The organism is Rhodococcus oxybenzonivorans, from assembly GCF_003130705.1.
GTDB classification, from domain to species: domain Bacteria; phylum Actinomycetota; class Actinomycetes; order Mycobacteriales; family Mycobacteriaceae; genus Rhodococcus_F; species Rhodococcus_F oxybenzonivorans.
The window spans coordinates 4,873,234-4,898,493 of record NZ_CP021354.1 but is presented as its reverse complement, the minus strand read 5'-3'; the positions used below and the strand labels follow the sequence as shown (position 1 = coordinate 4,898,493).

General features: G+C 64.8%; 24 protein-coding genes and 2 pseudogenes. 12 read left to right on the top strand and 14 right to left on the bottom strand.

Annotated features, from left to right (window positions below; translation table 11 throughout):
- Positions 1 to 8: 8 nt before the first annotated feature.
- The 8 genes from CBI38_RS22930 to CBI38_RS22890 all read right to left on the bottom strand — a co-directional run bounded on the left by CBI38_RS22930 (position 9) and on the right by CBI38_RS22890 (position 8,177).
- Complete coding sequence (locus CBI38_RS22930; protein ID WP_109332471.1) at positions 9 to 761, bottom strand: SDR family NAD(P)-dependent oxidoreductase; 753 nt, start codon at positions 759 to 761, stop codon at positions 9 to 11.
- Between the two features lie 80 nt (positions 762 to 841).
- Positions 842 to 2,311, bottom strand: a complete 1,470-nt coding sequence (locus tag CBI38_RS22925; RefSeq protein WP_109332470.1) for an aldehyde dehydrogenase — start codon at positions 2,309 to 2,311, stop codon at positions 842 to 844.
- 129 nt (positions 2,312 to 2,440) lie between these two features.
- Positions 2,441 to 3,481, bottom strand: coding sequence for a 4-hydroxy-2-oxovalerate aldolase (gene dmpG / locus CBI38_RS22920; RefSeq protein ID WP_109332469.1), 1,041 nt, complete (start codon positions 3,479 to 3,481; stop codon positions 2,441 to 2,443).
- Positions 3,478 to 4,356: an acetaldehyde dehydrogenase (acetylating) gene (locus CBI38_RS22915; RefSeq protein ID WP_109332468.1), complete on the bottom strand. Its 879-nt coding sequence runs from the start codon at positions 4,354 to 4,356 to the stop codon at positions 3,478 to 3,480. Before CBI38_RS22915 ends, dmpG begins: the two co-directional genes overlap by 4 nt.
- A 629-nt stretch (positions 4,357 to 4,985) precedes the next feature.
- Positions 4,986 to 6,248 (bottom strand): acyl-CoA dehydrogenase family protein, encoded by a 1,263-nt coding sequence (locus CBI38_RS22905; protein WP_109332464.1) that lies wholly within the window; start codon positions 6,246 to 6,248, stop codon positions 4,986 to 4,988.
- A gap of 126 nt (positions 6,249 to 6,374) precedes the next feature.
- Positions 6,375 to 6,572 (bottom strand): tautomerase family protein, encoded by a 198-nt coding sequence (locus tag CBI38_RS22900; RefSeq protein WP_109332463.1) that lies wholly within the window; start codon positions 6,570 to 6,572, stop codon positions 6,375 to 6,377.
- Positions 6,573 to 6,576: 4 nt separating this feature from the next.
- The gene (locus tag CBI38_RS22895; RefSeq protein ID WP_109332461.1) at positions 6,577 to 7,383 is read right to left on the bottom strand and encodes a 2-keto-4-pentenoate hydratase; all 807 of its coding nucleotides are present in this window, start codon (positions 7,381 to 7,383) and stop codon (positions 6,577 to 6,579) included.
- Positions 7,380 to 8,177 carry a 2-keto-4-pentenoate hydratase gene (locus CBI38_RS22890; RefSeq protein WP_109332460.1) on the bottom strand — a complete coding sequence of 266 codons (798 nt, stop codon included), beginning with the start codon at positions 8,175 to 8,177 and terminating at the stop codon, positions 7,380 to 7,382. Before CBI38_RS22890 ends, CBI38_RS22895 begins: the two co-directional genes overlap by 4 nt.
- Before the next feature lie 103 nt (positions 8,178 to 8,280).
- On the opposite strand from CBI38_RS22890, the gene CBI38_RS22885 reads away from it, so the two are divergent.
- The gene (locus CBI38_RS22885; RefSeq protein WP_109332459.1) at positions 8,281 to 9,075 is read left to right on the top strand and encodes an IclR family transcriptional regulator; all 795 of its coding nucleotides are present in this window, start codon (positions 8,281 to 8,283) and stop codon (positions 9,073 to 9,075) included.
- A gap of 6 nt (positions 9,076 to 9,081) precedes the next feature.
- On the opposite strand, the gene CBI38_RS22880 is transcribed toward CBI38_RS22885, so the two are convergent.
- From CBI38_RS22880 to CBI38_RS40325, 3 genes and pseudogenes are all read right to left on the bottom strand, one after another.
- A complete protein-coding gene (locus CBI38_RS22880; RefSeq protein ID WP_109332458.1) occupies positions 9,082 to 9,888 on the bottom strand; it encodes an IclR family transcriptional regulator in 807 nt (268 codons plus the stop codon).
- A gap of 150 nt (positions 9,889 to 10,038) precedes the next feature.
- On the bottom strand, positions 10,039 to 11,028 hold the full coding sequence (locus CBI38_RS22875) for a hypothetical protein (protein WP_162603273.1): 990 nt from the start codon (positions 11,026 to 11,028) through the stop codon (positions 10,039 to 10,041).
- A gap of 143 nt (positions 11,029 to 11,171) precedes the next feature.
- Positions 11,172 to 11,552, bottom strand: a pseudogene (locus tag CBI38_RS40325) (alpha/beta fold hydrolase); the annotation flags it as partial.
- A 637-nt stretch (positions 11,553 to 12,189) separates the two neighbouring features.
- On the opposite strand from CBI38_RS40325, the gene CBI38_RS22865 reads away from it, so the two are divergent.
- The 4 genes from CBI38_RS22865 to CBI38_RS22850 are packed head-to-tail and all read left to right on the top strand — an operon-like array spanning position 12,190 to position 15,965.
- Entirely contained in the window at positions 12,190 to 13,356 is a 1,167-nt protein-coding gene (locus tag CBI38_RS22865; protein WP_109332456.1) for a cytochrome P450, read from the top strand.
- 5 nt (positions 13,357 to 13,361) lie between these two features.
- Positions 13,362 to 13,682: a 2Fe-2S iron-sulfur cluster-binding protein gene (locus CBI38_RS22860; protein WP_109335284.1), complete on the top strand. Its 321-nt coding sequence runs from the start codon at positions 13,362 to 13,364 to the stop codon at positions 13,680 to 13,682.
- Positions 13,679 to 14,914: an NAD(P)/FAD-dependent oxidoreductase gene (locus tag CBI38_RS22855; RefSeq protein ID WP_162603272.1), complete on the top strand. Its 1,236-nt coding sequence runs from the start codon at positions 13,679 to 13,681 to the stop codon at positions 14,912 to 14,914. Before CBI38_RS22860 ends, CBI38_RS22855 begins: the two co-directional genes overlap by 4 nt.
- A 22-nt stretch (positions 14,915 to 14,936) precedes the next feature.
- Positions 14,937 to 15,965 (top strand): LLM class flavin-dependent oxidoreductase, encoded by a 1,029-nt coding sequence (locus tag CBI38_RS22850; RefSeq protein ID WP_109332454.1) that lies wholly within the window; start codon positions 14,937 to 14,939, stop codon positions 15,963 to 15,965.
- A 561-nt stretch (positions 15,966 to 16,526) separates the two neighbouring features.
- On the opposite strand, the gene CBI38_RS22840 is transcribed toward CBI38_RS22850, so the two are convergent.
- Positions 16,527 to 17,420 carry a LysR family transcriptional regulator gene (locus tag CBI38_RS22840; protein ID WP_109332452.1) on the bottom strand — a complete coding sequence of 298 codons (894 nt, stop codon included), beginning with the start codon at positions 17,418 to 17,420 and terminating at the stop codon, positions 16,527 to 16,529.
- 315 nt (positions 17,421 to 17,735) lie between these two features.
- On the opposite strand from CBI38_RS22840, the gene CBI38_RS22835 reads away from it, so the two are divergent.
- The 6 genes from CBI38_RS22835 (at position 17,736) to CBI38_RS22810 (ending at position 24,003) form a co-directional block, all read left to right on the top strand.
- Complete coding sequence (locus CBI38_RS22835; RefSeq protein ID WP_204164802.1) at positions 17,736 to 18,155, top strand: cupin domain-containing protein; 420 nt, start codon at positions 17,736 to 17,738, stop codon at positions 18,153 to 18,155.
- Positions 18,156 to 18,159: 4 nt separating this feature from the next.
- On the top strand, positions 18,160 to 19,353 hold the full coding sequence (locus CBI38_RS22830) for a homogentisate 1,2-dioxygenase (RefSeq protein WP_109332450.1): 1,194 nt from the start codon (positions 18,160 to 18,162) through the stop codon (positions 19,351 to 19,353).
- On the top strand, positions 19,346 to 20,470 hold the full coding sequence (locus tag CBI38_RS22825) for an alpha/beta hydrolase (protein ID WP_230989928.1): 1,125 nt from the start codon (positions 19,346 to 19,348) through the stop codon (positions 20,468 to 20,470). Before CBI38_RS22830 ends, CBI38_RS22825 begins: the two co-directional genes overlap by 8 nt.
- A gap of 118 nt (positions 20,471 to 20,588) precedes the next feature.
- Positions 20,589 to 22,085 carry a 3-oxoacid CoA-transferase gene (locus tag CBI38_RS22820; protein WP_109332446.1) on the top strand — a complete coding sequence of 499 codons (1,497 nt, stop codon included), beginning with the start codon at positions 20,589 to 20,591 and terminating at the stop codon, positions 22,083 to 22,085.
- A gap of 220 nt (positions 22,086 to 22,305) precedes the next feature.
- Positions 22,306 to 23,415, top strand: a complete 1,110-nt coding sequence (locus CBI38_RS22815) for an alcohol dehydrogenase catalytic domain-containing protein (protein ID WP_109332445.1) — start codon at positions 22,306 to 22,308, stop codon at positions 23,413 to 23,415.
- Positions 23,416 to 23,490: 75 nt separating this feature from the next.
- Positions 23,491 to 24,003 carry a P-loop nucleotide/nucleoside kinase family protein gene (locus CBI38_RS22810; protein ID WP_230989927.1) on the top strand — a complete coding sequence of 171 codons (513 nt, stop codon included), beginning with the start codon at positions 23,491 to 23,493 and terminating at the stop codon, positions 24,001 to 24,003.
- A gap of 53 nt (positions 24,004 to 24,056) precedes the next feature.
- Here CBI38_RS22810 and CBI38_RS40620 read toward each other — a convergent pair whose 3' ends face one another.
- Both CBI38_RS40620 and CBI38_RS39245 read right to left on the bottom strand, forming a co-directional pair.
- Entirely contained in the window at positions 24,057 to 24,251 is a 195-nt protein-coding gene (locus CBI38_RS40620) for a transposase (protein WP_204164801.1), read from the bottom strand.
- A gap of 347 nt (positions 24,252 to 24,598) precedes the next feature.
- Positions 24,599 to 24,742, bottom strand: a pseudogene (locus tag CBI38_RS39245) (IclR family transcriptional regulator domain-containing protein); the annotation flags it as partial.
- Positions 24,743 to 24,950: 208 nt separating this feature from the next.
- Between CBI38_RS39245 and CBI38_RS22795 the strand changes: the two are divergent.
- On the top strand, positions 24,951 to 25,253 hold the full coding sequence (locus CBI38_RS22795) for an urease subunit gamma (protein ID WP_109332443.1): 303 nt from the start codon (positions 24,951 to 24,953) through the stop codon (positions 25,251 to 25,253).
- The last annotated feature ends 7 nt before the right edge of the window (positions 25,254 to 25,260 follow it).

The following is a 25,260-nucleotide window of genomic DNA, read 5'->3' as shown; positions in this document are numbered from 1 at the left end:
GGTGGTGGTCAGGCGATTCCGTGGCGGGTTCCGGCGTCGACGTTGATCACCGAGCCGTGCAGGACCGCGGCCTCGGGAGCGAGCAGCGTTTCGACGACCCAGCCGATCTCGTCGAGTGTGGGCAACCGTCCGAGGGTGGTCTTGGCGTGGTAACGCTTCCAGATGTCCTCCGGATCCTGTCCGGTTTCGGCGGATTCGTTCTCGACGAAGGCGCGCAGCCTCGGAGTGTCCACCGGCCCGGGCGCGATCGTGTGGGTGGTGACACCCTTCGGACCGTACAGGGCACTGAGTTGGCGCATCAGGTTGAACACAGCCGCGTTCGCCGTGCCGGGCGCGGCATCGAGCGGACCGGGTTCGAGACCCAGGGAGCCGGCGATGGTGACGAAGCGGGAACCGCCCACGAGATGGCCGCGGACCGCGTGCAACAGACGAACGAGACCGCCCACCTTGATGTTCGTCGCCATGGCCAGGTCGCCGGGTGGGATGGTGTCGGCGGATCCTCGCACCGGCAGGCCGGCGGCGAACAGCGCCATGCGCACAGGCGAATCTACCAGCGCGGAGATCGATTCGATCGCGCTGTCGTCGGCGATGTCAGCAATGCAGGGGATGATGCGCTGGTCGGCTGCGGCAAGTTTCTCGAGGTCGTCGCCGCTGCGGGCGACCGCGAGGACGCGCAGCCCGCGGCGGGCCAGGCGCAGGGTGATTTCGGTGCCCATCGCACCAGTTGCACCGACGACGACGCAAAGGTCGGGTGTGGTCACGAGAGTGTTTTCCCCGGGTAGGACGTGCGGCGCCGGGGCGGTGGGATTCCGCTCCGGAGCCGCACGTGGTCGACAGGTGTTCAGCTTCGCAGGCGGATGGTGACGGCCCGTGGCTCGGTGAAGAATTCGCGGGAGTACTGGCCGCCCTCACGGCCGAGACCGCTGCTGCCTTCACCACCGAACGGCAAGCGAAGGTCACGTTCGAAGAACGTGTTGATCCACACCGTGCCGGCCTTCCACCGTGCCGCCATGCGGTGGGCACGGTTGAGGTTGTCGGTGAACAGAATTCCCGCCAGACCGTACGGCGAGTCGTTGGCGATGCGCAGTGCCTCGTCCTCGGTGTCGAAGCCGAGCACAGTCTCGACCGGACCGAAGATCTCCTCGCGCGCGGTGCGCGAGTCGTTGGTCAGGCCTGCGATCACCGTCGGGGGGTAGTAGAATCCCTTGGCGCGAGCGTCGTCGGTGAGACGCGAACCGCCGGTGAGGATCTTTCCGCCTTCGGACTCGGCCAGCTCGACGTAGCTGTGGACCTTTTCGAGGTGCTTCTGCTCGATGAGGGGGCCGACGAAGTTCGCCGGGTCCTTCGGGTCGCCCACGGTGAGTTTCTTCGCCTCGTCGGTGAACCGGTCGAGGAACTCGCCCATAATCGAATTCTGTACCAGCAGACGCGACCCGGACAGGCACACCTGCCCGTTTCCGCCGAAGATCGCCCGAATCGACATCGGCACAGCCACGTCGAGGTCGGCGTCCGCGAAGACGATGTTCGCGGACTTACCGCCCATTTCCGCGGACACGGGGGTGTGGTTGGGTGCGGCTGCCTGCAGAATCCTCACCCCGGTGGCGCTCGAACCGGTGAAGGTGATCCGATCGACCCGCGGATCCGAGGTGAGCGGGCCCGCGACGGCCTCGCCGCCGAAGCCGTGCACGACATTGAGCACGCCCTCGGGCAGACCGGCTTCGAGGGCGAGTTGCGCGAACCGGTTGGCGGTCAGCGGTGTCTGGGGTGCGGGTTTGAGGACCGTGGTGTTACCGAAGGCCAACGCGGGTGCGATCTTCCACGTCGCCAGCATCAACGGTGCATTCCAGGGGCTGATCGCGGAGACCACACCGGCCGGTGGATACAGGGTGTAGGACAGCAGGTCGCCGTCCGGGTACGCCTCGTTGGCTGCCATCGCCACGTAGTCTGCGAAGAACCGCAGATTGTGCGCGACCCGTGGGATCTCGGCGTGCTGTGCCTGGTTGATTCCCTTGCCGCCGTCCCGGGTTTCGAGCAGGGACAGTTCCTCACGATGTTCGTCGACCTTGTCGGCGACAGCGTGCAGGATCTTCGCTCTTTCTTTCGGCGACATCCGCGGCCAGGGGCCTTCGTCGAACGCCTCACGTGCCGCGGTGATGGCGTCAGCGCCATCGGCGGCGGTACCTCGGGCAACATTGCCCAGAAGCGAGTCGTCGTGCGGGTCGCGGGTCTCGAACGTCGCACCGTCCGACGCGGGACGCCAGTCACCACCGATGAGGTGCTTGACGTCGCTTGTTTCAGGTACTGCAGTCATGTCTTCTCCTGTGGGATCAGGTCGCGACGGCGTTGATGTCGCAACCTGCCGTGGGCGCAGCAATGCGCGGTGTCATATTCCGGCGTCCGTGACCTACGAGCCTACGATCCGTGGTTGCCATAGGCCATGTCACGAACCAGCCATTGCCGGTGTCTCGTAAGTGCGACCGGCGAGTTCGGAGGCGACATCGATGATCATGTCTTCCTGACCGCCGATGACCCCGCGGCGTCCGAGTTCCATCAGGATGTCGCGGGCGGGGACGCCGAACTTCTTGGCGGCCCGCTTGGTGGGGTGGAAAAACGTGGAGTACACACCGGCGTAGCCGAGGACCAGAGCGGTCTCGTCGACGATCTGCGGTTCTTTCATCAACGGTGCGACGACGTGCTCGGCGGTGTCGATCAGCGGGAACAGATCGACACCGGTGTCCCAGCCCGCCCGTTCGAAGGCGGCGGCGAGGACCTCGGTCTGCGCGTTGCCGGCACTCGCGCCGAGCCCGCGCAGGGACCCGTCGATGAAGGTGGCCCCGTTCTCCGCGGCGGTGAGAGCATTCGCGATGCCGACGCCGAGGTTGTTATGGGCGTGGAACCCAATGTCCGCGGTGATCGCCTGCCGCAGCGCCGCGACCCGGTCTCCGGCGTGCCGGGGCACCATAGCGCCGGCGGAGTCGACGACGTAGACGACGTCGGCGCCGTAGGAATCGAGTTTGGCAGCCTGCTCGGCCAGCGGCTCGGCTGCGAGTTTGTGGCTCATCATCAGGAACGTCATCACGTTCAGGCCCTGTTCCTTGGCCCACTCGACGGGTTGCTGCCCGCAGTCGGCCTCGGTGCAGTGCACCGCGATGCGGACGGTCTTGATGCCGGCGTCGATGGCCTTCTGCAGTTCGGCGAGGGTCGCGATGCCGGGCACGTACAGGGCCGCGATGTCGGCGTTCTCGACGGCGTCGACGGCGGCGCGCACGTAGTCGGGATCGGTGGCGGCGGCGAACCCGTACTGGATGGACGAGGCGCCGAGACCGATGCCGTGCGCGACCTCGATGGTCGGCACGCCGGCCTTGTCCAGGCCGCGGGCGATGTCGGCGACGTTCTGCGGGGTGAACTGGTGTGACACCGACGACATGCCGTCCCGCAGGGTGGTGTCGACGATCGTGATCTTCTTGTTCGCGGTATTCACTGGGCTGCTCCCTGGACGAGGTTCTGCTGGGCCATGACGTCGGCGACCTGGACGGCAGCGGCGGTGATGATGTCGAGGTTGCCCGCGTAGGTGGGCAGGAAATCACCCGCCCCGACGACCTCGAGCATGACGGTGACCAGGTCGCCGTCGACGTCGACCAGGCGTAGCGAGTAGCCGGGGACGTACTGCTGCACCTTTGCGACCATGTCGATCACAGCGCGTTCGATCGCGGCCGGGTCGGGGTTGCGGACTTTGGCGTAGACGGTGTCGCGCATGTTCATCGGCGGTTCGGCCGGGTTGATCACGGAGATCGCTTTGGCGCGGTCGGCGCCGGCCACCTGGGCCAGGGCCCTGCCGGTCTTCTCGCTGAACTCGCTGAGGTTCTGCCGGGTGCCCGGCCCGGCGCTGTGCGAGGCGATGGCAGCGACGATCTCACCGTAGGAGGCGTCGGCGACCTCGTTGATGGCGTAGAGGATCGGGATGGTGGCCTGGCCCGCGCAGCTGACCATGTTCACGTTCGGAGCGGTGAGGTGCTCTTGAAGATTCACCGCGGGAACGACATACGGTCCCACGGACGCCGGCGTCAGGTCGATCGCGGTGATGCCGGCCTCGGCGTAGCGGGGCGCGGCGGCCGTGTGGATCTTCGCGGATGTCGCCTCGAACACGATGTCGGGGAGTTCGGGCTGGGCGAGGAGCCAGTCGAGGCCGCCGGCGGAGGCCTCGAGCCCCTCCTGCCGGGCGCGGGCAAGGCCCTCGCTGTCGGGGTCGATACCCACCATGTACCGCGGTTCGATCATCTGTGACCGCAGCAGCTTGTACATCAAGTCTGTACCGATGTTGCCGGAGCCGATAATCGCGGCGCTCTTGCGACTCATTGTTTGCCTCTCGCTCATCTCTGCCTGTACGGACAGAACGTGGTGCACTGTCGATGCGGTGGCGTACTTGCTGCGTTCTTCGCGGGTACTCCACCGAAGTCCTCCTCGAGGAAACCACTGAAAACCCGGGGTGTGCGTGCATGATCGGGATAGCCGAACAGCACCCCTTCTCGGGCGTCGGTCGAATCGGCTAAACGAGAGCCCCGGCGAGAGCGACCGGCGTCGGGAGTGAAATGGACCCAGCATTGCAGACATCACCGAGTGTTCGATTCGCTCGCGGTGCGAGGGAGGGTTGCGATGCTCATGATTCACAAACCTGACCTGGGGAAGGCCGTTCTCGAACGACGTTCGAGTGCGATCCGGTTTGCACGTCGCCGAAGTGGACGGTTCCACGATCACCGTCGATGTGTACCGGCCCGATATCGGCGATCCGCCGGCGGTGATCTACCTGCACGGCGGAGGGTGGCAGGTCGGTGGCAAAAGGACGATGCCGACGAGCGATTGTCCCGGCTGGCTTCTCACGGTATCGCCGTCGTCTCCGCGAACTATCGGCTTGGGCCATGATGTGACTTCGGTTACGGCTCGGCCGGTGCCGACACGAGAGTCGGCACCGGCACCGCCGGTCGTCTTCAGCCGGTGATTTCGCGTCCGAAGATTTGCCGCGCGAGTACCCACTTCTGGACTTCGTTCGCGCCCTCGTAGATTTCGCCGATCTTGCTGTCACGGTAGAACGCCTCTACCGGTCCATCGGTGTCGTCGGCGCCGAGGGATTGGGTGAATCCGAGTCCACCGAAGGCCTGTACGGCATCGCGGGCCATGTCCACAGAGATTTCGGTGCCGCGCAATTTGGCCATCGCGGCCTCCGGCTCGGGGAAGGCGATCCCGGAGTCGAGCCGCAGCGCCGCCTTGAGGTACAAATCGCGAGCCGATTCGATCGTCGTTGCCCGGTCCGCCATCAGAAACTGCCAATGCTGCTTGCCGGCAAGCGGTCCGCCAAAGGCATGTCGTCGAGCAAGGTGAGCGGCGGTGTGGTCGAATGCCGCCTGGGCCATTCCGACCCCGGCCGCGGCGATACCGATTCGTCCGTAGGTCAGTGTCTGCAACGCGATTTTCAGGCCACCGCCCTCCTCGCCGAGCAGCGCGTCGGAGTCGAGGTGAACCTGCCGGAGGATGACATCGGCGGTGATCTGTCCCTTGTTGCCGAGCTTGCGATCCGGGGTGCCGATGGTGACGCCTGGGGTGCCGGTGGGCACGATGAAGGTGCTCAGCCGGTCGCCGGTGCGGGCGAGCACCACCACGAACGAGGCGACAGCGGAGTTGGTGATCCAGCGCTTGCGGCCGTTGAGCACCCACCCGGTGGGTGTCGGGGTGGCTTCGGTGGTGACGGCGGTCGGGGACAGGTCGCTCGACGCGCCGGGCTCGCTGGTGGCGAACGATCCGACGATCTCACCGGCCACCACGGGGGCGAGCCATCGTCGTCGCTGCGCGTCGGTGCCCTGATTGACGGCGTTGCCAGCGAGGATGCAGTGCACGTCGAAGATCGCGGCGACGCTGTTGGAGTAGTACGCGAGTTCCTCGACCGCGACGGCGGTCGCGGTCGCGCGATGGGTCAGGTCGTCACCGCCGACGTCCCCGGCGAACGGGATGCGGAACACTCCGGCCGAGGCGAGCGAGTCGAAGGCGTCGCGGGGGAAGCCGTCGATGCGTTCGTCGCTGCGAGCGATGCGGCTCGCTATCGGCGCGATGGTGTCCGCAGCGACCCGCCGTACCCGGCGGCGCACCTGCTGAATCTCGGGCGGGGAGAGCAGGTCGTGGTACAGCCGGTCGGCGATGCGCGGCGGATCGAAGATGTCGAGTTCGGTGTCGGCGTCGACAGCATGAATTGTGGTCACGGAGGCTCCCAGAAGAAAGACGATGGTGTCCTTAAGGTCTACGGGCCGCAGCAACCGGGGACAACGCAGAGTCGGCAATGCCGACCGGCACCCCACCAGCCGGTCAGCATCGTTCGGCCACGCCGATCAGCGTGCTGCGCGCCGTTCGGCGATGGTGACGTCGCCGGCGGCCCAATGCGTCTCCGGGACTTCGCGGATCACGACCCGGATGTTCTCCTTCGGAGCATCGATCGACCGGTGCGCGGCTTCGGTCAATTCGTGGATCAGTGATCGGATCTGCTCCGGGGAACGGCCCAGACCTATGGTCACGTCGATGAACGGCATGCGGTTATCCTCCCGAAATAGTGATGGAACCGAGCGAGGTGAAGTGGGCGGCGACTCGGGCGCCCGATTCGACCGCGACGGCGTCCGTCATCCCCCCGGTCAGTACCACCCATCCGGCTTCGATGGCGTGACCCCTCTCCGCCAGGGTGTTTGCGGCAAACGCGAGCGCTTCGGCCGGATGGCCCTGCACGGCGGCGCCGGTCGCGGTGTCGACGATCTGGCCGTCGATCTCGAGTAAGCACGCCTCGAGCGCGAGGTCGAGATCCTCGGGACGCCGCAGTACCGGACCGGTGACGTACACACCGGACGAATTATTATCTGCGACAGCATCTTCGAGGGTAAACTTGAATCCGGCGTAGCGACTGTCGATGATCTCGACGGCACCGAAAACATGGTCGACCGCCGCCAATGCCTGGGCCGCAGTGACTCCAGGGCCGGCCAACCGACGGCTCATCACGAACGCAATTTCCGGCTCTGCACGTGGGTGGATCAGCCGGTTCCGGGGGACCGGGTCACCGGCGGGCAACGCCATGACATCGGTCAGCCAGGCCACCGAGGGGGCGTCGACACCCATCTGCCGCTGCTTCGCCCGGGAGGTCAGTCCCAACTTGATGCCGGTGACGACCTCACCGCGGGCCTTGCGGGTGGCCAGGGCGATGTCCTGCGCCTCGTACGCGACGGGCAGGGTCAGTCCGGACCACTCCGCCGACAGGGAAGTACGTGAGGTGGTAGTGCCTTCGGCGTCGAGGAGGATGTCGGCGATGCGGCCGGCACTCCAGCGCTGCTCGCTCGTCTGCTGTTCGCGGTTCACTGTTCTGCTCGCTCTCCGAGGACGGCGGACACAGTGCCGAGTCCGCTCATGTTGGCCACGACGGAATCGCCCGGCGAGATGGGAAACGCCTTGGTCATCGACCCCGGCAGCACCACGTGGCCGGGCTCGAGGGTCACACCGAGCCGGCCGACCGTGTTGGCCAGCCACACCAACGAATTCAGCGGGGAGCCGAGCACGGCACCGCCGGCGCCGGTGGCCACCAGCTCACCGTTGATGTGCAGCGTGCAACCAGTCAGGCGCAGATCTACGTCCCGCAGCAGCACCGGACGGCTACCGAGGACGACACCCCCGGAGGAGGCGTTGTCAGCGATGGTGTCGAAGATGCCGATCTTCCAGTCCCGAATCCGCGAATCGACGATCTCGAGCGCCGGAAGCACGAACTCCACGGCACGGACGGCGTCGGCGATCGTGACCCCCGGCCCGGTGAGCGGGCGGCCCAGGACGAACGCGGTCTCCGGCTCGATCCGCGGCTGGATGTACGTCGCGGCCGGAATCGGCTGATGCTCGAGGTGGAACATGCTTGCCGTCAGGTGACCGAAGTCGGGCTGTTCCACCCCCATTTGACGTTGGATCGCAGCGGACGCGAGCCCGACCTTGTGCCCCTTGACGGTGTCACCGTCCTTTTCCCACTGCTCAACCTGAGCTTGGGCGATGCGGTAGGCAGTCGACAATTCGGCTTGCGTGAACTCGGGAGTCAACGGATCGATCGGCGTACCGGTCCGGTACGCCTCCAGCAGCCGCTGCGCGGCGCCTTGTACCTGGTCGGAAGACATGAAGACCTCGGGCTTTCCTCGGACGCCCCGCGTCGCTGTCGCAGCTCCGCCGGGGATGTGACGTGTTGCACTGAACTCCCACCATCGGGCACTATGGGCCGTTATGCAAGACGATTGTGCCGGTGATCGGCACAGCACCTCCGGGGCGACGGCCGCCGGCGACGCAGGCTCCATCGCCCGTGCGGTGGCCGTGCTCGATACTCTCGGCGCCGCCGATACCGCCCTCGGAGTCTCGGAGATCGCGCGCCGTTGCGGTCTACCCAAGTCCAGCGTGCAGCGCATGCTCAAGGCGCTGCTTTCGGCGAGACTGCTCGAGCGCGAGGGCACTGGCTACCGGCTCGGGCTCAAACTGTTCGAACTCGGTCAGCACGTGCCCCGCCAACGTGACCTGCGGGAGGCCGCACGCCCGTACATGGCTGACCTGCAGGAGGCGACGGGCCATTCGGCCCACTTCGCGGTCCTCGACGGTGACTGTGTGGTGTATCTGGAGGTGTTGCACAGCCCGAACTCCCCGCCGCTGCCGACTCGGATGGGCGGTCGTTGGCCCGCACACGGCACCGGCATCGGCAAGGCCATCCTCGCCTTCTCCGACCAGACCGTTGTCGAGCACATCCTCGCCACCGGCCTCCCACGCCTGAGCGAACGGACCATCGTGGAGCCGGGCCGGTTCACCGCCGAGCTGGCCCGGATCCGTGAGCGCGGCGTGGCCTACGACCTGGAGGAGTCGCGGGCCGGCGTCGCCTGTGTGGCGAGTCCCGTCTTCGGGCTCGGTGGTCAGGTTGTCGCCGGAATTTCGGTGTCCGGGTGGCACACTCGTATCAACCTCGACCATTCGGCGGCCGCCGTGCGGACCGCCGCGTTGAGTCTGTCGCGGTTCCTGTCGATGCGTTCGGGCTGAAGTAGGTCAGCTTGCGGCCGCGACCGTCGGATCGTCGCGTTCGGTCTGCACCACGGGGTCCGCGGAGTTCGCGATCGCCCGGGAGATCTCGGCGCCGGCCGCGATCACAGCACTTTTGAACTCGGCTTGGGCAGGCACGAACCGGCTGGCCGGCACACTCATGCTCACTGCCGCGACGACGACGCCCATCTCGTCCCGAATGGGTGCTGCGACACAGTGCACCTCCGGGACCGCCTCACCGGCGTCGAAGGCACACCCGGACCGCAGCACCGACCGCAGTTCCTGCGCCAGGGAGGCCGGGTTGATGATCGTCGACGGAGTCAGTCGCCGCAGCGGCTTGTCGGTGATGTTGCGTTCGATCTCGCCGGGGTCGCACTGAGCCAGAAGGACTTTGCCGACTGCGCTGCAATGCGGTTCTAGGTGGGCGCCGATCCGTGCTCCGGCGACGTTGATGATGTGGTTGCCGAGCACCTTGTCGACGTAGAGCACCCGATACCGCTCCATGACGGCCAGGTGGGTGGTCTCGCCGTACTTGTGCGCAAGGTCTTGAATTATCGGGGCGGCGCACGACCGGACGTCGACGGTGCCCTTGAGTGTCTGATTCAATTCCACCACCCGCCAGCCGATGCGGTAGCGGCCGCGGTTCCGGCACTGCAGCAATCCGGTCTCGACGAGCGAGGTGAGCAGGGCATAGGCACTCGAACGCGGTACGCCAATGGCAGCCGCGACTTCGGACGCACCCCATTCCGGACGGGGCACGGTGAACAGATCCAATACGGGACCGATCCTTTGAACCGTTTGAAGAGGCGCCACAACATTCCCTTTCACTCACGCGACGACCGTGCAGCCGCCTCCCGAGTGTGTGGGGTGGATCACACAGGGGTCCACCCCAGTGTGCCGGTGACCGGCACATCTCGTTGAATCTGCGCAAATTGGACTGTGGGCGCCGTAATGGGGCCCGCTTCAGCTCGCGAGTGCGGATTCTCGGACGGGTGCACTGAGCCCTCCGGCGCAGTGCCGGAACTCGAGCCACTGGACTGGGTCTACTGCGGACCAGGGGCTGCGGCAGTCGCCGAGTCGCTCGGCGACCCTACAAGCCAGCATCTCAGGTGACACCGCGTTCGGGCCGGCTGTCGCCCCCAGGTGCTGCAACGGGCCGAGAACGAACTCGTGCGACGTCGCCGACACACGCCCCCGTTCATTGGCGATGAGTCCGGACGAGTTCACGCGCAGCCCCGCCAGCACCGCTGGAAGCGCGCCGGTCGCGTTCACCACCAGTTGCGCCGACCGACGTCGAGTGGATCCGTCGAGTGCGCCGGCAACGACCGCCTCCACGCGGGAGCGTCCCCGGATTCCCACCAACTGGTCGTATCCACACACGGTGACGGAGACTCCATCGACACCGGTAGGCAGGTCGTGGACCAGGGTTTGCTGTTTACGCGGTGCGCCGCCCAGCACAAGAATCTCGCGGGTGCCGCCACGCTCCGCTCTCCGGCCGAGGTTTCGGACCGCGGCACACGCCCGCTCACCGGAGCCCACAACCACCGCCTGATTCCACACCCCCAGTGCAGTAGTCTCATCGGCGATATCGTCGGCCCACACGCTCCCGGGCAACTCGGCGCCGGACACCGGCAACACGCGCTCGCGGAACGACTCGAACGCATACACCACGGCGTCGTACCGGGCGATCAGGTCACCCCGGCTGATCGACCTCACATCCGGAACGACCAGGGTGCGAATATCCGCGCGGGGCACGGTGTGGCGTCGCAGGTCGGAATCGGTCGGATTCGAGACCAACACGTCCACGATCAACCCGCCCCCGCAACGATCGGCGAGGCTTTCGACGAAATTTCGGCCACCATGGCCACCGATCAGCGCCACGCGGCGGTACTCCGAGGGCGCCCGCCGCTGCGAACCGCTGCCGCTCATCAGAACTACCGAAGAGTGTTCCATGCCACACACCCTGCGCCCTCGCACCTCCATCCCGGGCACAGATTCGGCTATTCGAGACAACTGCGCCTAATTGCGCCGAAAGAGCCGGCAAAACCACACCGGCGTGCCGATCACCGGACCGCCTTCGTAGCATGACCAGACCTACGACCTACGCCGTTACCGCCGGCTGCGCCTGTGCCGGCAAGGATGATCCGGCGAACCAGCGCAGGCTGCTGATTCACGATCACCTGCGAGAGGAATCCCCGAGGGAGAATCCCATCAGGTCGGCTTGCTCGAGGCTGAGTGCTCGGATGATGGCGCGTCGTCAGCCATGGTCGCGACGGTGGTGGGCGTGTGACCTTCACATGCGCCGATACCGCGGTTGTCGAAGGTAATCACGCGACGTTCCGATGCGATTCCGTCGATGACACGCGGGTCCCAGTCGTCGAGGACCGCGTGAAGTGGTGCAGGAAGACAACGGGCACGCCGGTGCTCGGCCCGAACTCGCGATAGGCGAACCGCTTTCCGTCGACGTCGACGCTCAGGGTCGGAGACGTGTTGCAATTCTGGGCGGGGCTTGCTGGTTCATATTTTTCTGAACTAACGGCATGTTCTGCCGGGGTTGACCTGAGGGTTCTCGACCGACTCCTGCCCTGCTGCTGGGACCGCCGTGGGCACAGCGGTGGCCGCGTACCGGTGGCGTAGCCGCCAGGGTGAGCGGGGGAGGGGCAGTTGCCTTAGCCGTCGCGTTTGGGGCGCAGGGTTGTACGGCCGTTGCGGCGCAACAGCGCCACCGTCTGGACGGATGTCTCGCCCGGTGGCGGCGGACGATTCCCCCGCGATGTCCGAGAAACTTAGGAGGCGCGGGCCCGTTAACGAATACGCCTTGCGCTGGTGCCCGTCCGCGGTCAGGGCAGTCGCGGCGACCTCGGCTATGTCCTGCACGTCGACGCATTCACTCCCCGCACATCACTGCGTCGAGAAGAAAGTCTTCGCTGAAGTCCTCCTGTAGGTGGTTCTACCTGCCGATACCCGCGAAGAAACGACGGCTCCAGTGAATACCAAATCCGACGTTACATAAGCAAAGCCAATCTTCCAGGTCGGAAAGACTAGTTTTACATAAATTGTGTCGACTGACATATTCGTAGCTGTACATGACGCACAACACATAGGGGCGACCAGATGTCGGTATCTTACGCGGCAGAAGTCCAGGTAGCAGCCTTGGAAGCCGACCCGTACGGGGTGTATGCCCGCCTGCGAGCGGAGGATCCCGTGGCGTGGGTCCCGTCGGTCAATCGCTATTTTGTGACGCGGTTCGATGATGTGATGCAGGTCGAGCGCAACCCTGAGCTGTTCAGCTCCGTCGAGGAGCCTTCGCTGATGACTCGCGCCATCGGGGCCACCCTGTTACGCAAGGACGGCGATGATCACCGCCGGATCCGCAAGGCCGCCGAGGGACCGCTTCGGCCGAAAGTAATCAAGGAGCTTTGGGCACCAGCATTTCGGAACAATGCGGACGAGTTGATCGACGCATTCATCGAGCGTGGCGACGCCGACCTCGTAAGTGAGTTCGCTGCGCCGCTGGCAGCACGCAACCTGGGTACCATCCTCGGCCTACACAACGCCACTGCCGGCGACATCCAGCGGTGGTCGCAGGCTTTCATCGACGGTTGCGGCAATTACACCGACGATCCCGAGGTTTGGCGACGGTGCGCGACCGCCTGCGAGGAACTCGACGACGCCGTGACCGAAGTAATCCCGGCCGCCAAAAGCGACCACGCTCCCACGGTGATCTCGTCGATGGCCACTTCTGGTCTGTCCGACGACGAGATCCGGACCAACATCAAGATCTTCATCGGGGGTGGGGTGAACGAGCCCCGCGATGCGACGGCGGTGGCCATCTTCGGCCTACTGCGTCATCCTGCACAGCGAGATGCGGTGCTCGGCGGGGAGATCAGCTGGCGCAAGGTCTTCGACGAGGCAGTTCGATGGATCTCACCGATCGGTATGTACCCGCGCGAGGTGACCGGCACCGTCGAACTCGGTGGGAAGAAATTGCACCGTGGTGACAAGCTCGGTGTCATCATCGCCTCTGCCAATCGCGACGAGACCGTCTTCGCCAACCCAGACGCCTTCGATGTCCATCGAGACGTGGCCTCTCATGTGGCATTCGGTGGGGGTCCTCATTTCTGCCTCGGAACCTGGGTCGCGCGTATCTCGATCGCCGACATTGCATTGCCGACGATCTTCCGCCGGCTGCCGAACTTGGCACTGCCGCGGCCCGACGACGTGCAAATGGCGGGCTGGGTTTTCCGCGGACCCACTACGCTGCCTACAACTTGGGAGTGATGACAATGCCGACCATCCAATTCGTCCAGCACGACGGGCGCACCGACAATGTCGACGCATCCATCGGTGCGAGTCTGATGAAAGCTGCGGTCGCAGCCGGCGTACCCGGCATACTCGCCGAATGTGGCGGGCAAGCCATGTGCGCGACCTGCCACGTTCACGTGCGCTCGGATGCCGACGCTTTGCCACCGGTCACCGAGGACGAGGACGAAATGCTCGACTGCGCAACCTCACCCCGCGTTTCCAGCAGTCGGCTGAGCTGCCAACTACCGGTGACCGAGGAGTTCGACGGAATGATCGTTTACGTGCCGGAGGAGGAACTGTGAGTTCCGGTGTGGTGATCGTAGGGGCCGGCCAAGCAGGAATCACGGCCGCGTTCACGCTACGCGATCGTGGATACGGAGGGCTCATCACCGTCCTCGGCGCCGAAGACGAGCTCCCCTACGAACGCCCGCCGCTGTCGAAGAACTACCTGTATGCCGACCCCAGTGCCTCGCTCGACCTCGCCTTTCGGCCGGAGCAGTATTACATCGACCGGGGCATCACGTTGCGACTCGGCTGTACGGTCACCGCGATCGACCGGGCCGGTCGCCAGCTCTCGCTCGACGACGGGTCGGCAATGCCCTATACGGACTTGATCCTGGCCACCGGGACCAGCCCGATCGTGCCGCCCATTCCGGGGGCGGATCTCGGCGGTGTGCACGTGTTGCGTTCCCTCGCCGACGCGCGAGCCTTACGCCAGGAATTACGCGGCGCGCGGCATCTCACCAGCATCGGCGGCGGATTCATCGGCCTGGAATTAGCCTCGGCAGCGAGCAGGCTCGGACTCGAGTCATGTGTCCTCGACATCGCCGACCGGGTACTGCAACGTGCGGTGTCGACTACGACGAGCGACTACCTCACCGCCACGCACCGCCAGCGCGGGACCCGCGTGCAACTGAGCACCGGCCTCGCAGAAATGGTCGGTGATGACCGCGTCCGAGCGGTCGTCACTACCAACGGTGAAAGTATTCGTACCGACCTGGTGGTGATCGCCGTAGGTGTTCGACCGAATACCCGCCTCGCACAGGAAGCGGGACTCGAGGTCGCCAACGGCATCGTCGTCGACGAACACCTCCGCACCCCCGATCCCGCAATCTTCGCGATCGGCGACTGCGCCAACTTCCCCGACGGCTTCTCCGGCCTGCGAATCCGCCTGGAATCGGTGCAGGCCGCCACCGATCACGCCCGACTCGTCGCCGCACAGATCACCGGCGATGACCCCGGACGGTACCGCAGCGTGCCATGGTTCTGGAGCCACCAGTCCACCACCAAGTTACAAATCGCCGGGTACACCTCCTGCTCGGACAAAGACATCATCCGCGGTGATCTCGAATCGGGACGATTCTCCATCTTCCGGTATGACCAAGGTCAGCTTCGCGCTGTCGAATCGATCAACCGTCCCGCTGATCACGTCAATGCACGCCGCCTGCTGGCAGCAGAAGTGTCGCTCACACCCGACGACATCGCCAGCGCCGCCGATCTACGTTCGCTTCTTCCGGTCGCGACGAGGGTCTGAACTCGACGAGGAGTATCCCACCATGGAGATCAACTGCGTTTTCCCGCCGGCCATCAACACACCCGACCACATCGTGCTAGCCGAAGAACTCGGCTACGAACGCGCGTGGGTGTACGACGTTCCCGTGTCATACGCCGACACCGGGGCCACCCTGGCCTTCGCGGCCAAACGCACCTCGTCAATTCGCCTGGGCGTGTCCGTATTCACCCCCCACCTACGCCATCTCACCGCAAACGCTGCACTGATCGCCTATCTGGCAACACTCGCCCCCGGCCGCTTCGATGCCGGTATCGGCGCCGGATTCACCAGCTCAACGTATCTGGGCCGCAAACCGTCGAGATGGGCCTACATCGAGGAATACGTCCTGGCATTGAAGGAACTACTCGCCGGCCGTGACGTCGAATGGGAGGACACCACACTGAGCCTCATGCACAGCCCCGCATCAGGTATCAGCTATCCGGTCGACGTCACATACTGGATCGCCGCGCACGGACCGAAGGGCTTCGGCGTTGCGCAACGCCTCGGCGCGGGTGTGGTCACCAACCCCACCCACGGTGACAACCCAGTTCCGTACCAAGGTGCCTGCAACCTGACCTACTACGGCACCGTGCTCGACGACGACGAACCCATCGACTCACCCCGCGCCATCGACGCCGCAGGACCGGGTGCCTCACTCGCTCTTCACATGGGTGAACACGGTCCGCTGGCCGGAATGCCCGAGGCAGCCGGCTACGCGGCCGCCGTCGCCCGAGTACCCGAACACCGCCGGCACCTGGAGATCTACCGCGGTCACCTCATCGAGCCGAACGCCATCGACCGGCAGTACATCACCGCCGATGTGGTCCGCCGCGGAACCATGACCGGCACCCGCGCGGAAATCGCCGCCACGCTCCGCAAACTGGAGGACGCCGGCGCCAGTGCCGTGCTCTATCAACCAGCCGGCCACGATATTCCCCGCGAGTTGCGGGCCTTCCGCGAGGCCGCGGATCTTCGACACTCCCTCACCGCCGCCTCGACCAGCACCCACACCACGGAGACTCCACATGTGTAGAGTCGTCACCGGACACGACAGCCTCGTTAATTCCATTGCCGTATCCACCGGTTGAGCTGCACGCGCACAACACTTCTCGTCGCTCACCGGATTTTCCTCGACGGTGGCGTGGTCAACCCGACCCGACGGACACCTTGGATCTTCCACGCTGCCGGAGCAGTGATACTGTTCCCGCTGATCAACACCGGCAACCTTGCCTTGGCCGCCCTCGGAAGCATCTTCGGTGTCCTTCCGACCGCGCTCACCTACGCCGTCCTCCTGCCATACTCAGCGAGCAATTCCCGATCAAGATCCGGTACACCGGCATCTTCCTTGCTTGCCAGCTCGGCGACATCGCCGGCGGCGGAATAGCGCCGATCATCGCAACGGCACTTTTGGCAGCGACCGGCACCTCGACGGCGATTGGTCTCTATATGGTTGCAGCCAACGTACTCATACTCATCTGCGTGTTCGGGCTGCGCGATAGCCCCCGTACGTAGTTCGCATCGGTGTCCAGTACGCCGGACTGAAATTACGTGGCAGGCCGATTAATCGCAGGAGACTTCGAGGCGGGTACGACCATTAGAAGAGGTCCTTCGCCGCCTCGATCAGCGTTGCCGCGCGTCGCGTCAGTTTGACCGCTTCCGGCCAGGCGAGGACGACGCGACGCACATCGGTGGAATCGCGAATCGGCAGGGCGACGAGAGGTTTTCCTTCGTAACTCACATCGACCGGCCACTTCTGAACGAGGATGGAGTATCCCAGTCCCCGCGCGACCAGGCACCGCACCAATTCGATGTTGGGTGTTACGTGCCGAATGTTGGGACTCAGTCCCTCGCTGCGCAGCATCTGCGCAGCATTGCGGGCGCTCGGGGCATCGAACATGATCAACGGAAGATCCGCGACATCGGACAACGAAATCGCTTCCTGATGGGCGAGTGGATGTTCGGCCGACAGGATCACGTAGGGGGTTGTCGTTTTGACGGTGGTTGTGGTGAGCGGGGCATTGCTGTCGTCGGCGTAGAGGAACGCGACTTCACATCGCCCTTCGACGAGCGCATCTCGCATCTCCTCACCTGCACCCTCGATGACGGTGACGGTCAGGGATGGATGACGGGCGGCGAACTCGTCGAGGACGGGCGGAATGACGAACGGTGCCAGTGTCACGTAGCAACCGACGGTGAGCGTGCCGTGCAGCGTGCTGCTCAATGAGTGTGCGTCACGCCGCAACTCGCCTGCGGCTTCGAGTACCCGACGCGCATCAGACAGCACCCGTGCACCAGCGTCGGTCAGCACCACTCCTTTGGCCTTGCGCCGAACCAGGAGCTGCACGGCGAGGTTCTTCTCGAGATCCGCGACCGCCAGAGACACGGCCGCTTGCGACGCATGGCAGGCCTGAGCCGCGGCGGTGATCGATCCCAGACGCGCGGCCGCCTCGAAGTACTCGATCTGACGAAGCGTGAAATCAGACGACATAAGCAAAACCAATCTTTCAAGTCGGAAAGACTAGTTTTACACAGATTGTGTCCGCTGTCATATTAGTAGCAGTAAATGACGCACAACACGAAGGGCATCAGATGTCGGTATCTTTCGCGACAGAAGTCCAGGTCACAGCCTCGACTGGTGCAGATATAGTCCGCCGCGGAACCATGGCCGGCACCAACACCACGGAGACCCAAAATGCGTAGAGTCGTCACCGGACACGACAGCGCCGGCAATTCCATCATCGTATCCGACGGTCAACCTGCACGCGCACACCACTTTTCATCGTTTCCTGGATTCTCCTCGACGGTGGCGTGGTCAACCGACCCGGCGCAGCCGGTCAGTGTCACCGGCGACGATCCCGCACCCGGTGTGCCGTCCCTACTTCCTGCGGTCGGCGAAACCCGGCTGATCATCCTGACCCTGCCACCCGATTCCACTATGGCCGAGCCCACCTTCGACGGCCCCGGATACGTCGCCGAGCAGCTCGCGCATTCACCAGGGCTTGCCGAAACGTTCGAGCCCAATGGAATGCACCGCACTCCCACCATCGACTACACCCTCGTCCTCGACGGTGACGTCACCCTCGAACTAGACAACGAGGTCACCACCGACCTGCACCCCGGCGACCTCGTCGTGCAGAACGCCACCCGACACGCGTGGCGCAATCGCAGCGGCCGCACCGTGACACTGGCCGCGATCCTCATCGGCACCAAGCAGGAGAACTGAGACCATGCCTTACTTCACCCAAGTCGGTCACGTTCCGCGTAAGCGCCATGTCGCATTCCGCCAACCGGACGGCTCACTGTATTGGGAGGAGCTGATCGGGGAGGACGGCTTCGTCGGCGACACCTCGCTGCTCTACCACCGCAATCCGCCGAGTGCGCTGACGGCGATCGAGACCGTCGAAACCGCAGACGAGGGCCTGCACGCGAACCAGCCGCTCTCGCCGATCCACCTGACCCCGCACAGCCTGCCCATCAAGGGCGACGCGGTCTTGGACCGAGTGTTGTTGCTGTCCAACGACGATGTCCGCATCTCCTATGCCGTCGCCACCGAAGACAGCAGCCTGTACAAGAACAGCACCGGTGACGAACTTGCCTACGTCGAAAGCGGCAGCGGCGCCCTCGAGAGCACTTTCGGGCGGATCGACATCGTCGAAGGCGATTACGTCATCGTCCCGACCTCCACCATCCATCGGTGGACCGTCCGCGGCGACGAGGAACTTCGGCTGCTGTTCGTCGAAGCGCGCGGGCACATCGATCCGCCGAAGCGCTACCTGTCCGAGCGTGGGCAGTTCATCGAGGGCACCCCCTATTGCGAACTCGACATCCGTCGCCCCACCGAGCTGCTCGACGTGTCCGGCTCGGATGTGCCCGTCATCGTCCGGACCCGTACCGGGTTGACCCGCAACGTTCACAAGCACCATCCCTTCGACGTGGTCGGATGGCACGGCGGCATGTACCCGTGGAGCTTCAGCATCCACGACTTCGAGCCGATCACCGGCAGCCTGCACCAGCCGCCGCCGATGCATCAGATCCTCGAAGCCCCCGGGTTCGTCATGTGCAACTTCGTCCCGCGGTTGCTCGACTACAACCCGAACGCGGTACCGATCCCACCGTTCCACTCCAATGTCGACAGCGACGAGGTCCTCTTCTACGCGAAGGGACAGGCCAAGACCCGGCAGGGCACCGGCGTCGGGCTCGGATCGATCACGGTCCACCCGGCCGGGTTCATCCACGGCCCGCACCCGGGCAACGTCGAACGTGCGCTCGGCGCCGCCCGCGCCGACGAATACCAGGTGATGATCGACACCCACCGGCCCCTGCAGCTGTCCGCAGCTCTCAAGGACTGTGTCGATCCGGAATACCCGTTCACCTGGGCGAATCTGGAAGAAGGCGCACGGAAGGTGCCCAGTGATGCGTGAGTTGCTTCCCGTTCCGATGCAGGCCGCGATGGGCGGTGACGTCTACTCCGGCATCGCCCGCGCCTCCGGCACACTTTGGTGTGGCCGCGAACGCGCGAACGAGGGCCGGCGTTCGGACACCGTGCTGGTCTTCTGCCATCCGAGCTCCAACTTCGTCGGCCACTACGCCCTGACACCGTGTGCGGAGCTGGGGTTGGATGCGGTCGGGGTGGTCACCCGCTATGCCGGCAACGATACCCAGGTCATCCTCGAAAACTGTGTGGCCGATCTGGGTTCGATCATCAAGCACCTCCGCGAGGGGGAGGGGTACGAGCGCATCGTGCTCGTCGGTAACTCCGGTGGTGGCGGTTTGGCCGCCCTGTACCAGGCAGAAGCCGAGAACCCGAGCATCCGCGACGCTCCCGGTGGCGGAGGCACGGACCTCACCCGCGCCGAACTCCCGCCGGTCGATGCCCTGGTGATGCTCAATGCACACGCGGGCCGCGCCGACCTGATCCAGGGCTGGCTCGACCCGGCGATCATCAGCGAAGACGACCCCTTCCGGCGAGATCCCGAGCTGGATCTGTTCTCCGGTCGCCGTGTCCCCCTCGATCCGGAGTGGGTGGCCACCTACCGGGACGCCCAGGCCTGCCGGATGACCCGCATCACCGACTGGGTCAAAGCGCAACTGACCGAGCTGACCGAACGCTACGGCGCCGACGTGCCGGACCTGCCGTTCCGCGTTCACGGAACCTGCGCGGACCCACGATTCGTCGATGTCACCCTCGATGCCTCCGATCGTGAACCCGGGACGCTGTGGGGGGACCCGATGTCGGCGAATCTTCGACCGGTCACCCTGGGAAGTTTCAGCACCCTGCGATCCTGGCTGTCCCAATGGAGTGTCGCTGACACGAACGGATACGGCCCCACCTGCCTCGAGCGGGTGAGTGTGCCCGTTTTCGTCGCCTATGGAACCGCCGACCGCGGATGTTTCCCGTCTATGGCGTCCGCTCTCTATGAGGGTGCACCGCATCCCCGCAAGGAACTACTCGCTGTCACCGGGGCCGGACACTACTTCGACGGCCGACCCGACCTGGTATCCGACACGCTCACTTCGATCATCAAGTGGCTCGACTGATCTCGTCGAACGCCGGCCAGTACACAGGTATGACCTACCTACGCGTCCGACGCTCGGCGTGGTCGACAGACCGCGCCCAAGTATCGGATGCCAACCCGAACAGAAGAGGTCTTTTGTCATGGACAAGGTCGTCCGCACCGCACGGGAAGCGATCGAGGGAATCGCCAGTGGCGATTCTCTGTCGGTCGGAGGATTCGGCCTGTGCGGCATTCCCAGCGTCTTGATCGACGCGCTCCTGACGACGGGCGTCGACAACCTCGAAGTGGTCTCGAACAACTGCGGTGTCGACGACTGGGGATTGGGGCTACTGCTCAACGAAGGACGCATCCGGAAGATGGTGGCCTCCTACGTCGGCGAGAACAAGGAGTTCGAACGGCAATACTTGCAAGGCGAACTCGAAGTCGAACTTGTTCCCCAGGGCACCCTCGCCGAGAAACTCCGGGCCGGCGGATCCGGCATTCCCGCCTTCTTCACCGCAACCGGGGTCGGCAGCCAAGTCGCTGAAGGCGGGCTGCCCCGGCGGTTCAATGCACAGGGCCAAGTCGTGCAGAAGAGCCCGCCGAAAACGGTCCAGGAGATCACCTTCGCCGGCCGGACCCGCCCGTACGTACTCGAGGAAGCCATCACCTGCGACTTCGGGCTCGTACGAGCATGGAAGGGCGACCGGCACGGCAACCTCGTCTTCCGCAGGTCCGCCCGCAACTTCAACCCCCTCGCTGCGATGGCCGGACGGACCACCATCGCGGAGGTCGAGATCCTCGTCGACGCCGGAGAACTCGACCCCGACGAAATCCATCTCCCCGGCATCTACGTGCACCGAGTGCTGCCCCTCACTGCCGACCAAGCCGCCGACAAACGAATCGAGAAGCGCACCACGCTCCCCCGGCCGAAGTCGACACCCTTGACCACGGCAGGTGATACCACCGTGACCACGGACGTAGCGGCGGTGAGCGGCGCGACCCTGCGTGGTCTTTCACGGGAACAGATGGCCGCCCGTGCAGCCGCCGAGTTGTCGGACGGGGACTACGTCAATCTCGGTATCGGTCTGCCCACTCTGGTTCCGAACTACGTTCCCGACGATGTCGAGTTGGTGCTGCAATCGGAAAACGGTGTGCTGGGAACCGGGCAATACCCCTACGAGGGCGACGAGGATGCCGACCTGGTCAACGCCGGTAAGGCCACGGTCACCCTGCGCGAGGGGGCGTCGATCTTCGACTCCGCAACCAGCTTCGGAATGATCCGCGGCGGCAAGATCGACGTCGCGATCCTCGGCGCGATGCAGGTATCCGCGACCGGTGACATCGCCAACTGGATGATCCCCGGGAAGATGGTCAAGGGCATGGGCGGTGGCATGGACCTCGTCGGCGGCGCCAAGAAAGTCATCGTTCTCATGGAGCACGTGGCCAAGGACGCATCATTCAAAATCGTGCAATCGTGCACCCTGCCCATCACCGGGCTCGCGGTAGTCGAACGCATCATCACAAATCTGTGCGTCTTCGACATCACAGCCCACGGTCTCGTCTTGAGAGAGCTCGCGCCGGGAGTGACCGTAGAAGCCGTTCGGGCTGCCACCGAACCTGACTTCGTCGTCGAACTTTCCTCTTCCCCAGCCTGATACCAAACTCGATACCTGCCGGGGCCGCAGTAGCCTGCGTCATCGACGCGCACCAGCACACATCGCCGGGCTTCCGGGGGCGGTTCCGCTCACATCCGCCCCCACCAACCGCGGTCTGGCACCGACTTCAACCCCGGTACGTGCGCACCCACGCTGCTGCGGGCGCACCGCCCTACCTCGCACACATCCGGCCCACAATCAGCTACTCAGGAGATACACAATGAACTCGACCATGCGCGTCGCTCGCCTACACGCGATCAATCAGCCCATGAAAATCGAGGAACTCCCCGTTCCGGAACCGCGTCCGACCGACGTCCTCGTCGAGGTCAAGGCGTGCAACATCGTCCCGAACCTGCCAAATGTGCTCGCTTCTTACAGTGAGTGGTTCCCGCAACTTCCCCTCCCGAAGTTGCCCGCCACCTTCGGGCTCGACTCAACAGGGGTCGTTGCAGCGGTCGGCAGCCACGTAACGGACGTGGCAGTCGGAGATCGGGTATACGTCAATCCCGGTCTGTCCTGCGGGTCCTGCCGGGCATGTCGCCGCAACCAGGACCAGAACTGCGACTCCTACACGTTCATGGGCTACTTTTCGTTCGGCGTAAACGGACAGCGCCTTTATGACGCCTACCCATACGGCGGGCTCGGCGAGTATCTCACGGCGCCGCAGCGCAACCTGGTCAAGCTTCCTGACACGGTCAGTTTCGAAGGGGGTGCCCGGTTCGGGTATCTCGGAACCGGCTATTCGGCCCTGAGGCGAGCCGGGGTCGGACCGGGATCGACCGTCTTCATCAACGGAATCTCCGGAACCCTCGGTCTCGGTACATGTCTCAGCGCACTCGCGATGGGCGCGACCCGCGTGTTCGGCACCGGCCGCAACACAGAACTCCTTGGAGAGGTCAGGAGAATCGCCCCCAGCCGCATCCATGTCGTACCCGCTACATCAGCTGACCTTCGCGGCTGGACCCGCGAGCACAACAACGGAGAGGGCGTCGACGTCGTGATCGACGCCCTCGGCCCCGAGGCTCCGGCCGATGCGTACCTCAACGCCCTCGAGACCTTACGACGGGGCGGTATCGCGGTCAACATCGGCGGTATGATGGAACCCCTTCAGCTGGACATGATTTCGGTGATGACGAATCAGCTCACGATCCTCGGGAGTGCGTGGTTTTCCACCGCCGAAGCTCAAGACATGGCCGACCTCGTCGGCACCGGCCAACTCGACCTCTCCATCCTCGAGCATCACACATTCCCACTGGAAAAGATCAACGAAGCACTCAACGACCTGCCCGCCCGACATGGGGGTTTCACCAACTTCATTTGCGTTCCCTGACGATTAGGGCGTGTGGGATCAAGTCCGATCTGATCCAGATTATCGATGAGCGGAGCGTTGCAAGTCTCAACGTCAGTGGCGGAGCGTAACCTCGGTCCGGTGGCAGTGAACAAGACACGACGACCCCGGGTCGTGATGATGTGCGGGCCAGGTGGTGCCGGTAAGACCACCTACGCCAAGGGCCTGGAGCGCGAGGGTTGGACGCGTCTGTCGTTCGAGGTGGAGTTCTGGGATCGCGGAATCACGACGATGCCCTCCGCCGAAGTGGTCGCCGAGGTGGCAGCAGACCTGAAGGCGCGCTTGCTGCGCCATGTCGCGGCGGGGAACGATGTCGTGCTCGACTTCGGATTCTGGTTCCGGCGACAACGCGATGAGTTTCGCGCATTGCTCGCACCGCAGGGCATCCTGCCGGAGACTGTTTACATCGCGACGAGTCTCGAGACCATCCTAAGTCGGGTCGGTGACCGACACGGCAGGCGGGCGGACGATTGGCCGCTCACTGAGCAGACGGCGACGGAGTACTTCGAGCGGTTCGAGCCGCCGACGCCCGAGGAGGGGCCGCTCGAAGTGGTCCGCTGGGCCGCGTGAATCAAGTCGGTGTTGATCCATATCAGCGTGGCGGCGAGGGTGATCGCGGCACGCTAGGCGCGGGCGGTTTTGTCTGAGCGCATCGCAATGCCTCGCCATTGCTCGAGCTTGTTGAAGCACCGCTCGACGACGTTGCGGCCCCTGTAGCGCTCCTTCTGCTCGTCGCCGAACTCGATCGGTCTGCCCGGCTTCTTCCGGCGGTGCCCGATCTGGTCATCGCCTTCGGGGATCGTCGTGGCGACCATCATCGTCGTGTCGTTGATGTCCCGCCGGTGATCACCCAGCCCAACGGACGCCCGCGGCCGTCGCAGACGAGATGGACCTTGCTCGTCAACCCGCCCCGCGAGCGGCCGATCCCGTGATCAAGCGGCTCTTCTCGCAGATTCTTGTGATTCGACCGAGCCCCCTGTGTCGCGGCCGAGGGTCGCCCGTGCTGATGTACGCGAGCGACGCACCCGTGCGGTACTTCCAGGCCATGCCCTCGACCGCGAGACGATGATCCGTCCACGGTCGCGAACGCCCCGCCGGCACCGGCATCAACGGCACCAGAACAGCCCACACCTCATCTGAGATCTCCTGACGCGTCACGCCATTCTGGTGTGGCCACGCATACGATACCGGTGGCCGATTCCTCGTACTCGTAACCGACGCCCTCGATGGCGATCCGGGCGAAGTGAGTGCGCAACGGGCCAGCTAGGACGACGGTGCGAGGGGTGTGGCGGTGCAGTGCACCGGCTACACATTCCAGAAGGCAGCTGCACTGGCGGGGAAACCCCAGGATGTCGCGAACGCGACTTTTGAAACTGACATGCGGCGCGATAGGGCAGTGCTGTGACGATTTCGTGTCATCGGTGTTTCGGCCACGAGAACGATAGTCGGCGCAGGCGTGGGAGGTGCCACACTGCAGATCGTGGCAGTATTGCGACGCACCGACCGCAGGAGGACACATGCGCTTGTCGCCCCATGAGCAGGAGCGTCTGCTTCTGAGCTACGCCGCCGAACTCGCGCGCCGGCGGCAGCAGCGGGGCCTGACGCTCAATCATCCGGAGGCCGTCGCGATCATCACCGACCACATCCTCGAAGGGGCGCGGGACGGACGTTCGGTGGCAGAGCTGATGGTATCCGGGCGTGAAGTGCTCACCCGGTCGGACGTGATGGAAGGCGTCCCCGAGATGCTGCCCGACGTGCAGGTCGAGGCGACCTTTCCGGACGGCACCAAGCTCGTCACCGTCCACGATCCGATTGCATAGGAGACAC